Source organism: Micromonospora sp. HNM0581 (assembly GCF_012726175.1).
Classification (GTDB): Bacteria; Actinomycetota; Actinomycetes; order Mycobacteriales; family Micromonosporaceae; genus Micromonospora.
In genome coordinates, this window is the sequence record NZ_JAASAD010000021.1 from 48291 (window position 1) to 58025 (window position 9735).

Annotated in this window: 13 protein-coding genes and 1 pseudogene; 7 read left to right on the forward strand and 7 right to left on the reverse strand. The window is 69.6% G+C overall.

What is annotated here, in order from left to right; all coding sequences use genetic code 11:
- Positions 1–126: 126 nt before the first annotated feature.
- Positions 127–297, reverse strand: coding sequence for a hypothetical protein (locus HCA58_RS20600; protein WP_346776059.1), 171 nt, complete (start codon positions 295–297; stop codon positions 127–129).
- Between the two features lie 360 nt (positions 298–657).
- On the opposite strand from HCA58_RS20600, the gene HCA58_RS20605 reads away from it, so the two are divergent.
- From HCA58_RS20605 to HCA58_RS20615, 3 genes are read left to right on the forward strand one after another with little or no spacing between them, the layout of a single operon-like run.
- A complete protein-coding gene (locus HCA58_RS20605; protein ID WP_169599479.1) occupies positions 658–1314 on the forward strand; it encodes a 4'-phosphopantetheinyl transferase superfamily protein in 657 nt (218 codons plus the stop codon).
- 57 nt (positions 1315–1371) lie between these two features.
- A complete protein-coding gene (locus HCA58_RS20610) occupies positions 1372–2664 on the forward strand; it encodes a VWA domain-containing protein (RefSeq protein ID WP_169599480.1) in 1293 nt (430 codons plus the stop codon).
- A 1-nt stretch (position 2665) separates the two neighbouring features.
- Entirely contained in the window at positions 2666–3457 is a 792-nt protein-coding gene (locus tag HCA58_RS20615) for a peptidase (RefSeq protein ID WP_169599481.1), read from the forward strand.
- Between the two features lie 100 nt (positions 3458–3557).
- Here the strand turns inward: HCA58_RS20615 and HCA58_RS20620 are convergent, their stop codons facing one another.
- On the reverse strand, positions 3558–4301 hold the full coding sequence (locus HCA58_RS20620; protein WP_169599482.1) for an SDR family oxidoreductase: 744 nt from the start codon (positions 4299–4301) through the stop codon (positions 3558–3560).
- A 69-nt stretch (positions 4302–4370) separates the two neighbouring features.
- Positions 4371–4913 (reverse strand): ricin-type beta-trefoil lectin domain protein, encoded by a 543-nt coding sequence (locus HCA58_RS20625; RefSeq protein WP_169599483.1) that lies wholly within the window; start codon positions 4911–4913, stop codon positions 4371–4373.
- A 346-nt stretch (positions 4914–5259) separates the two neighbouring features.
- Between HCA58_RS20625 and HCA58_RS20630 the strand changes: the two genes are divergently transcribed.
- Positions 5260–5823 carry a hypothetical protein gene (locus HCA58_RS20630; protein WP_169599484.1) on the forward strand — a complete coding sequence of 188 codons (564 nt, stop codon included), beginning with the start codon at positions 5260–5262 and terminating at the stop codon, positions 5821–5823.
- A 272-nt stretch (positions 5824–6095) separates the two neighbouring features.
- Here the strand turns inward: HCA58_RS20630 and HCA58_RS23675 are convergent.
- The 3 genes and pseudogenes from HCA58_RS23675 to HCA58_RS20640 all read right to left on the reverse strand — a co-directional run.
- Positions 6096–6374, reverse strand: a pseudogene (locus HCA58_RS23675) (hypothetical protein); the annotation flags it as partial.
- Between the two features lie 97 nt (positions 6375–6471).
- Positions 6472–6927, reverse strand: a complete 456-nt coding sequence (locus tag HCA58_RS20635) for a hypothetical protein (protein ID WP_169599485.1) — start codon at positions 6925–6927, stop codon at positions 6472–6474.
- Positions 6928–6935: 8 nt separating this feature from the next.
- Positions 6936–7247 carry a hypothetical protein gene (locus HCA58_RS20640; RefSeq protein ID WP_169599486.1) on the reverse strand — a complete coding sequence of 104 codons (312 nt, stop codon included), beginning with the start codon at positions 7245–7247 and terminating at the stop codon, positions 6936–6938.
- On the opposite strand from HCA58_RS20640, the gene HCA58_RS23680 reads away from it, so the two are divergent.
- On the forward strand, positions 7216–7809 hold the full coding sequence (locus HCA58_RS23680) for a hypothetical protein (RefSeq protein WP_240956528.1): 594 nt from the start codon (positions 7216–7218) through the stop codon (positions 7807–7809). The genes HCA58_RS20640 and HCA58_RS23680 overlap by 32 nt on opposite strands.
- 525 nt (positions 7810–8334) lie before the next feature.
- Here the strand turns inward: HCA58_RS23680 and HCA58_RS20650 are convergent.
- Entirely contained in the window at positions 8335–8613 is a 279-nt protein-coding gene (locus HCA58_RS20650) for a GntR family transcriptional regulator (RefSeq protein WP_169599488.1), read from the reverse strand.
- A 245-nt stretch (positions 8614–8858) separates the two neighbouring features.
- Between HCA58_RS20650 and HCA58_RS23685 the strand changes: the two genes are divergently transcribed.
- Together HCA58_RS23685 and HCA58_RS20655 are read left to right on the forward strand one after the other, a co-directional pair.
- A complete protein-coding gene (locus HCA58_RS23685; protein WP_346776061.1) occupies positions 8859–9056 on the forward strand; it encodes a hypothetical protein in 198 nt (65 codons plus the stop codon).
- Positions 9057–9353: 297 nt separating this feature from the next.
- The coding region (locus HCA58_RS20655; protein ID WP_169599489.1) for a transposase family protein at positions 9354–9735 on the forward strand (382 nt) is incomplete at its 3' end.

Below are 9735 nucleotides of genomic sequence, written 5' to 3' on the forward strand. Positions count from 1 at the left end.
TTAACCACCCGCGACCGAGGGCACAACGGGGCGGCGTGGGTCAGATTTCCGACGAATGCTGGATGCGGCAGGAAAACCGGCGCCGTCGTTGCCGCCGAGTGACCACCAGCTGACCCTGCGCCACCTTCAGTACCGTCGCGAGCGGCGCGGCAACCACCCGAAGAACCGGTCCTGCAACGACGTCGCCCCGGCGACGGGAAGGTCCTCGGCGGCAGCGGCGAGACAGGAACCGAGGTAGATGCTGAGCATCGCCCGATCCGCGCCGTACTCGGCCAACAACTGCCTTCGTTTGGACACACAGGGCCATTCGGCGCCGCAGGTACCACATGTCCACTCGGGGGTCGACGGGGCGTGCTCGCCCGCCCACGCCGGGGACGCGACGTTGCCCGCCGCCGTCGTGCCCCCCGAGCGATTCGAAAGACCCGTCATCCCGCTCCTCTCCGCCTATGCCGTCGACGGCGGGCGGGCCCACCGCCGGGCCGAACATGCGTGTGCCCCTGCCGCGTCCGGGAACGCCGAGGCATCGTGTCATTGCGGTACGTTGACCAACCGTGGCCACCGCGACCTGTCCCAGGCATTGGATCAACCGGGATCATCCACCGTCGCCGGTCGCTGGTACCGTCACCGCTGACCGAAAGCACGACCCCGGAGTCACCGATGCGTGACCTGCTCCCGCCCGCCGTCGCAGTGGCCGTCGCCGGTCCGGACGACTGGTCCGGGCAGTTGCACGCGGCCGAGGCGGCCTGTCTCGGGGAACGCGCCGTGGACAGCCGCCGCCGCGACTTCACCGCCGGTCGGGTGTGCGCCCGCCGCGCCATGGTCGCGCTCGGTCTGCGGCCGGTGGCCGTGCCGGCCGCCGCCGACCGGGCACCCGTCTGGCCGGCAGGTCTGGTCGGCACCATCACGCACACCCGCGGCTACTGCGCGGCGGCTGTCGCCCGCGCCGACGAGATCCGGGCGGTCGGCATGGACGCCGAGCAGCACCGCGAACTCAATCCGGGGGTACGCCGACTGATCTGCCTGCCCGAGGAGGACGAGCAGGTGCAGCGACTACCCCCGGGCATCCACTGGCCGGCGGTGATCTTCAGCGCGAAGGAGACCGTCTACAAGGTGTGGCATCCGGTCGTCGGCAGCTGGCTGGACTTCCACGACGCGCTCGTACACCTCGATCCCGACGCCGGGGCCTTCACCGCGCAGATCTCGCCCGCCCGGGTCGCTGACACCCGGGTCGTCGATCCGCCCACGGTGATCAGCGGCCACTTCGCGGTCGACGCCAACCTCGTCCGTACGGCCGCGACGCTCACCCTGCGATAGCACGTGGCACCGCGACCGCCTGATCTGTCCTGAGTGGACTTGTCTAGACTCCGCTCAGTGATCAACAGGAGATGGTCGTCAACCGCCTTCATCGGGCTGTTGACGGCGACCACGCTAGCCGGCCCGGCGCCAGCACTCGCCGACGACCGGGCGGAACCGACTACCGAACCACCCCGGGTCCAGCTCGTACTGGACGTCAGCGGCTCGATGCGGGCCACCGACATCGACGGACGCAGCCGGATCTCCGTGGCCCAGCAGGCGTTCGGCGAGGTGGTGGACGCCCTACCCGACGAGACACAGCTGGGTATCCGGGTGCTGGGCGCCACCTACCAGGGCAAGGACAAGGAGCAGGGCTGCCTGGACACGCAGCAGATCGTGCCGGTGGGTCCGGTCGACCGGACGCAGGCCAAAGCCGCGGTGGCGACCCTCCGCCCAACCGGTTTCACTCCCGTCGGACTCGCCCTGCGTGAAGCCGCCAAGGACCTCGGTGCCGGCACCACCGCCCGACGGATCGTGCTGATCACCGACGGTGAGGACACCTGCGCCCCACCGGACCCCTGCCAGGTGGCCCGCGAACTGGCCGCCCAGGGCACCACGCTGGTCGTGGACACCCTCGGTCTCGCACCGGACGAGAAGGTACGCCGGCAGCTGCTCTGCATCGCGGCCGCCACCGGTGGCACCTACACAGCCGCACAGAGCGCCGACGATCTGACCGACCGGCTGAAACAACTCGTGGACCGGGCTCGCGACACGTACGCCACCACCCCGGCGAAGGTCGACGGAACGAACGCCTGCCCGGATGCACCGCTGCTCTCCCCCGGCGTCTACACCGACCGGGAGACCTTCTCCGAACACCGCTGGTACCGGGTGCCGGTGCGGCCGGGCCAGGAACTGCGCGCCTCGGTGAGCGTCGCACTCGACCGCCCGGTCAACCCCGACTACGGCGTACTGCTCCGGGCCACCGCAGCCGACGGCCGGGAACTCGTCCGCGGGGTGGACGCCGGCAGCGGACGCGCCGATGTGATCTCCGCGGGCCTTCGCTGGTCGGCCGGGGAGGACACCGAGCGTGAGGAGGACACCGAGCCGACTCCGGCGGCGAGCGCACCCCCAACCGTCACCACCGTCTGCCTGGTGGTGAGCAACATGTTCGCGCCCCGAGCAGGCACCGCAGCGGACCCGGGCATGCCCGTCGAGCTGACCGTCGACGTGGTCGCCGCGTCACCCGCCCCGGACGGGCCGGACCTGGGCCGCGGCTGGGTACTGCTACTCCTGCTGACCCTGGCCGGCCTGCTCACCGGGCTCATCACCGGCCTGCTCACCCGCTGGTGGGTAGCCACCTGGAGGAACTGAGATGCTTACCCGCTCGGCAACCGCCGCCGCGCTGATCGCCGCCGGTGTCGCCCTGACCCCCGGTACGGCACTGGCCGCCCCCACCCCCACCCCCTCCCCCGGTGCCGCGACCGTCACCAAGGCGGGCACCTCGTACCTCAGTGCCACCCCGGTCGCCGCCGGCCAACCCGTCCGGGTCGCCGCCTCGACCGGTGAGTACCTGTACTGGTCGTTCCCGGCTGCGGCGGGTGAGATCCACGAGATCGCCGCGACGGTCACCCTGGCGCAGAACCGCAGCGGCCGATCGACCTGGACCGTGGAGGTCTTCGACGGGCTGCGCCGCCGGCAGGCATGCACGGCAGGCGCGCAGACGCCGACCGCCGACGCGTCGGTGCGCACCGTCGACATCGGCTGCACCCTGCGGCGGGTACGCCCCTGGGCGGAGCCGTGGTCCGGTGACCCCCTGCCCGGCACCTACTACGTACGGCTGGCCGTGGTCGACGTTCCCGAACCCGACCTCGGCCTACCCATCGACGTTGATCTGCTGGTGGCCACCATCGACGACGAAGGCACCTCCGCTGACGACGGCCGGCTGGAGGCGGCTCTCGTGCCACCGACGAACGCAGGCGCCGTCCTGGACGCCGAGCCGACGGCCGCACCGGAGGGCGACGGGGACGACGGCTGGGACCTGAGCCTCACCGGCTGGCTACCCGAGGCCGGCTCCCGCTGGATCTGGACCACCTTCGGCGGGATCCTGGCCGCTGTCGCGGGAGTGGTCGGCTTCGCCCTCACCCGGCGCCCCGCCACCCGGTGAGCCCCGCCGGCAGGTCGTGCTGAGGTGCCCACACGACCTGCCGGCGGCCCCCGGTGAAGCCGGACCACGCCGGCAGCTGGCCACTCCCCCGGTAGCCGGTTCAGGCTGTCGAACCGCCGTCGACAGCGATCGACGCGCCGGTGACGTGCCGTCCGTCCGCACCAACCAGGTAGCTGACGGTAGCTGCCACATCGGCCGGTGTGGCGTACCGGCCCAGAGCGATGTGTGACCGCTGAGCGTCGGCACCGGCGCTGTCCGCTGGATTCATGTCGGTGTCGGTCGAGCCGGGCAGGATCAGGTTGACGGTGATCCCACGCGGGCCGAGTTCCCTGGCCAGCGCCCTGGTCAGCCCGTTGACCGCGCTCTTGGTCATCGCGTAGGCGCTCACCCCGGGAGCCGCAACACGGCTGGCGAAACTGCTGCCGATGTTGACGATCCGACCGCCGTCACCCAGGTGGCGGACCGCCGCCTGGGTGGTGAGGTACACCCCGCGTACGTTCACCGCGACGGCACGGTCGAGGGCGTCGAGGCTGACCGACTCGATCGGCCCACCCGCGAACACCCCGGCGTTGTTGACGAGGATGTCCAGCCGCCCCAACTCGGCGACGGTCCGCTCGACGGCACCGACCACCGCCACCGGGTCCGCGCTGTCCGCGCTGATGGCCAACCCAACGCGCCCGTACGCCTCGATGTCGGTCACCACGGCCTTCGCGCTGTCCGCTGCACTGCGGTAGGTGAAGGCGACATCGGCGCCGTCGGCAGCAAGCCGGCGTGCGACGGCGGCACCGATGCCCCGGCTACCGCCGGTGATGAGCGCGACCCTGCCGGCAAGTCGGACAGTCATGCCCGCAATCCTGACAGTTCACTCAGGACAGCAGGCGGTCGGGGCACGCCGCAGCCGTTGCTACCCGACTCAATAGCCCAGTCGCCACTGCTGATAGCCGTTCCCGGCGATGCACGCGTGACCGTACACGCTGCCCTGCACGTTGCCGTCCAAACACTGGCCGCTGAACCTGTTGACCAACGTGACCTGATACCAGTCGCTGCCGCCGGCCACCTTCCACTGGGTGCTCTGAGCCGAATTGCACTGGCTCAGCGCAGTGAATCCGCCCGTGTTCGCCTGCACGCAGTTGCCAGTCTTGACGTGCTGCAGAATGACCAGGTCGCGACCATCCAAACTTCCCTGGTGAATCGGCCGCCAGAGCTGATACCGGTTCGATTTCACCGGCATGCTGCACGGCAGCGTGTAGACGTAACCCCGGTCGTTGGCGTCCAGGCACCTGCCGGTGCGCCAATTACGCAGGTAGTTCTCACCGGGCAGAGCCTTTGCCGGGGATGGCACGACGACCACCGAAACAGCCGCCGCGCACAGCATGACGAGCATCATCAGCAGACTGCGGCGTGGCCGCCCGGCCACAGCCCCGATACCAGTCGGTCGACTTTGGAGTTGAACCACGCTAGCTCCCAGTTCGTAGAAGGCTCAGTGAGACGCTGTCCCGTCTGGATGGACACTCCGACGGGACACCCATGCGCACGACGGATCCGACCGGCGCCGCGTTCACCGAGTCGTCGCCCAGGCTTCGTGCCGCCCTACCATGTAACTGGTCGGTCCGCCCAGAAAATCCAGAAACCGGCAGCCGGCGATGGACCGGGCCTGCAGGTTTCTGCCCGGATCGAATCGCCGCGTAGCTGACGTGAACGAACGTGGATCTCCCCCCGTTGTGCGAATGACCGAACGATCTATCCGGCAGCCGCGTCAGAACCATGGCAGGTCGCGCGGATAGGCAACTACGAATCGCCTGATGGCGAAGGGAGAGCGGCACATGTTCGTGCTCAAGCGTCTGCGGCGACGCCGGTCGGGCCAGCCGAGTCGATGGCTGGCGGGCTTCCTGGTCGTCACGACCGTGTTGGCCGGAGCAGTTCTCGGCGCCACTGCTCCGGCGACGGCCGGCTACGTCGGCCACAACATGTTGCGGAACTGGGCAAGTGGTCGATGCCTGGACAGCAACGCAGCCGGCGACGTCTACAGCCTGCCGTGTCAGTTCGGTAACAGGTACCAGCTGTGGGAACCGCGACTTGTCGCGCGCTCCGGCTACGACGTGGTCACCCTGTGGAACGTGCAGACCGGGCGCTGCCTTCACCAGGGCAAGTGGTGGCCGAACCTCCAACGGGGCAGTCTGCTGACCAGCAGCAACGTGGGCGACTGCAATTTCATGGGCCGTTGGGAGGCTCAAGGGTCAAGTTGGACGGTCGTCCGGTTCCAGGAGTATTACTACGACACCTGCATCGGAAGCAACAACTCCAGAGACGTCTACTACATCGGCTGCAACTCCACGGGCTACCAGAAGTGGCGCCTCGGCTACTGACACGGCACCAGGCCCTCGTTCGGGAGCCGGAGCATTCGAACTCCGGCTCCTCCGGCTCTGACGCCCGCCGCAACTGGCTGGACCACCGCCTCCATCAGCAAGTCCACCATCCCCCACACCGGACGCAAGCCGACCAACCAGCGAAAGGTAAAGGGCCAGCGACACCGGAGCGTCGGCGTACTCCGCGCGTAGCTCCCGCCGCCGGGTCGGGCACGGCCAGGGCAGGTCGCAGCCCCCACAACTCCATGTCGGCAGGACCGGCCCGTGGGTGCTCACCGCACGCCACCAAGAAATCGGGCTACGCTCACGCGGGCCTGCCGACTGGTCGCCCAATCCACCTGCCAGCAGGGGTACGGGGCGAGCCGCGACCACCACACCCGGCAGCCGACACACATGCCGTCGAGCCCTCGCACGTGCACTGCGAGGATGCCTCGCTCCGGGCCACCGGTCACTGCTCACCCTCCTGCGGCCAGTGACCCCGATTGATCGGAATACGGTGCCGAGCACGGCACGGCAGTACGGCTCACGCGTCGGTTCACCGGAGGCCCCTCCGGTCGGGCGCGCCACGCAGGGCCGCCCGCCGGTCCAGGCCCGCCGCCCGCCGGTCGAGGTCGGGGGACGGCCGGTCGGGGCCGGAGGCCCGCTCCGTCACGGGGAGCCCAGCACCGGGTACGCCGACTCGATCCCCTCCAGCGCCTCGATGATCGCCGGCAGGTAGGACTGGTCCAGCCCGGCCACGCCGAACCGGAGCTCGTTCCCGCCGCCCGGCTGGTCCTTGGCCAGCCCGGTGATCGCCAGCCGGCTCCGGGAAACCACCGCGACGGTGAGGAAGAGCCACTCCTCCATCGAGGTCAGGGTCGCCTCGCCGGACATCTCCGCGTCGATCCGGGCCAGGCCCTCCCGGAACGCCCGCAGCTCCTCCGCGCGCAGCCCGGCGTCCAGGTCGGCCCGGAAGCCGCCGGCGCTGATCTCCACCGGGCTCATCAGCCAGTTGCCGTCCCAGTAGTCGTCGGCACCGGGGTGCAGCCGGCCGAACACCCGGATCAGCACGCCGTCCTCGCCCGGTCCTCCGATCAGGACCTGCGGGTGGTCGGAGTCCGTCACTGCTTCCGCTACCCCCCGAGTATCACGGTGACCACGTCACCGTGGGAGTTTAGGATCACCCGCACCCCGGTGGTGCCGGGGTTGGCGATCTCCGCCTCGACCACGCTCGGCGGCACCCCGCGCGGGCTCGGTCCGTGCTTGTTCCACCAGGTCTGGAACGCCCGGGTGCCCGGCCGCAGCCCCTCCCGGGAGGCCCGCTCCAGGGCCTGGCGCTCCGGCAGGGCCATCACCTCGGGGGTACGCGGCGCCATCCGCTCCAGGGCGTGCTCGGTGTACCACCGGCCGCCGATGTTCGCTCCCCCGCCACCCTGCGGCAGCACCCAGCCGCCGCCCCGGGCCGCCTGGCCGAACCGCCATGCCGGTGACCCGGGAGGCGTCGTCGTAGTCGACGGTGGTGACCACCCCGGCCCGGTCGATCCGCTCGACCCGGCCGGCGGTGTCCCGCTGCCAGGTGGCGACCGTGCCGCCCTGGGTCAGGCTCTCGATCGTGCCGCTGTCGTCGTAGCCGTACGCGATGGGCTGCTGTCCCGGCACGGTCATCCCGGACCGGCGGCCGGCGTCGTCGTAGGAGTAGCCGATGGTGACGGCGGTGATCTGGTCGAGGTCGTCGTACTGCACGGTCATCGTGCCGCCGGCGGTGTCCTCGACCTCGGTGAGCCGGTCCCGGCCGTCGTTGGTGAAGGTCCGGCTGCTCTGGTAACTCGGCCCGGCCGTCCGGCCGTAGCCGGCGAAGGTGAGCCGGCCGAGGGGTCGTACTCGCGCACCATGGTGTCGCCGTTGCGGTCGGTCAGGGTGGTGAGCCGGCCCAGTCCGTCGTACCCGCGCAGGGTCTGCTGGCCCAGCGGGTCGGTGACGGTGACCGGCAGGTCGGCGTCGTCGTAGGCGAAGGTGGTGGTCCGGCCCTTGGGTTGGTGACCGACGTGAGGTTGCCGTTGCCGTCGTAGGCGTAGTCGACGGTGCGGCCGGCCGGTGAGGTGACCGAGACGAGCCGGCCGGCACCGTCGTACCCGACTCCACCCGCCGGCCGCCGTTGTCGGTGGCGCTGGCGATCCGGTTGCCCATCTGCACGCCGACGAACGGCCAGAATCGACGATCAACGTGAATCACCGAGGCTAACGGTCCCGCATCGCGGACAGACCCACCCGCCGACGAACGTGGCCGTGCCCAGGCGTTTGTGGGGGTTTTCGGGGGGTGATTCAAAATCGCATAGACAAACTTAAGGCACTGACCGGCGTTATCGCTGGTCAGGGCCTTAAGTTTGTGGAGCTGAGGGGATTTGAACCCCTAACGTCCAAGATCGATCCCAAACGGGCAGATCTGCCGCCTGACCAGGGCTGCAACCCTCATCGACTGTCGACGTTTTACAGGGCTTTCCGGGCTCAGTTGTGCCGGATCTGTGCCCGATGATCATGCATCGGGCATCGACGATTGTTTGCTCTCCGGCTTGACGAATGTTCCGCGCTGCGGCACCACAAACAACACGCCCTGATCCACGAGCACGGCGATCGCACGTCGCACGGTCGCGCGAGCAAGCCCGTACTCCTGAACAAGGTGAGCCTCGGACGGGATGGCCCGGTTGGGCCGCCAGTCGCCGCGACGAATCCGGGCCGCCAAGATGCCGGCCAGTTGCCGGTAGGGCGGCAGCGGCGCGCCGTGGTCGATGTCGGCGTCCGGGTCGGGCTCCATGTTCTCGACGCTAGAAGTCTCGACACGAGCCGCTCCGACCTTCTACGTACCTAGACGTAGGTAGACCAGGATTGGTACGGTGCGGCCATCCCGCTGTGCTGGTCGTGGAGGACCCGAACTCGCCTCGGTGCGGCGGTACCCCCTGCCCGGTCGGTCTCCCCCGTACTGACCGGGCAGGGGGCCCAGCGGCGAGGAGGTGCGGCTTGGCGGAAGTTCAGCCCCCGGTCTCTGGCCAGGAGTTTTGAATCACCCGTGACGCATCAGTGCAGTTCGCGGGCAGACGCTTCCTGTTTCGCGTGATCTCGGTGTGCCCAAAGCCCACCTACCACGGTTGGGCTTGGCTGACCGGATACGTGCTAGACAGGCGAGGCATCGCGACAGACAAGCGGGAGATCTTCGTGCGGCTGGTCGGTCTTCGCCCAGCTCAACGCGTTGTCCGGTAACCAGCGACGCGCATCCTGGCCGGTCCTACTGCTGCTGGCAGGCACTGGTGCGGACGTGGCCCCCGCACCACGGGTATGGACCAGGGCCCCGGAGTAGTCCGCGAATGTCCTTTTTGGCCTAACGTTGTCCTGGGGGCCGTGCCCGGATGAGGAGCGAGCACGACACCTGTGGATCATGAAGTTGTCTACGCTTCAAGACTCACCAAGGGTGTCGTGCTCGCTGTGTCATCATCGCTCATCGCCGGGGCGGGGCGCGCCGCGGCTGCTGCCATCGGTGCCGATTCACCGTCTGTGGGCTTGCTGGACCGGTTGGCGCAGGTCGCCGACCCTCGTGATCCTCGTGGTGTGCGGTACCGGTTGGCGACGTTGCTGGCGATCGGGGTGTGCGCGATGAGCGCGGCCGGCCACAACTCGCTGACCGCGATTGCGGAGTGGGTCCGACGCTGTGAACAGCGGGAACTGGCCCGGCTGGGTTGCCCGTTCAACCCGTTGACCGGCCGGTACCGGGTTCCTGACGAGCGGACCCTGCGTGACGCCTACGCCAGGGTTGATCCGGGCGTGCTGACCGGCGTCGGGTGCGGGCACCTGGCCGCGCTGGCCCGGTCCGCGACCGCCGCGGTGACTCCGGATGGTGTGCCCGAGCGGGAACAGCGTCGCGCTCACCGTGCCGCCCCCGCTG

Bases quoted from the DNA above. Each gene is read 5' to 3' on its own strand.
- HCA58_RS20605 (WP_169599479.1), top strand. From the start codon at position 658: ATGCGTGACCTGCTCCCGCCCGCCGTCGCAGTGGCCGTCGCCGGTCCG.
- HCA58_RS20615 (WP_169599481.1), top strand. From the start codon at position 2,666: ATGCTTACCCGCTCGGCAACCGCCGCCGCGCTGATCGCCGCCGGTGTC.
- HCA58_RS20620 (WP_169599482.1), bottom strand. From the start codon at position 4,301: ATGACTGTCCGACTTGCCGGCAGGGTCGCGCTCATCACCGGCGGTAGC.
- HCA58_RS20630 (WP_169599484.1), top strand. From the start codon at position 5,260: ATGGCGAAGGGAGAGCGGCACATGTTCGTGCTCAAGCGTCTGCGGCGA.
- HCA58_RS23680 (WP_240956528.1), top strand. From the start codon at position 7,216: ATGTTCGCTCCCCCGCCACCCTGCGGCAGCACCCAGCCGCCGCCCCGG.
- HCA58_RS20650 (WP_169599488.1), bottom strand. From the start codon at position 8,613: ATGGAGCCCGACCCGGACGCCGACATCGACCACGGCGCGCCGCTGCCG.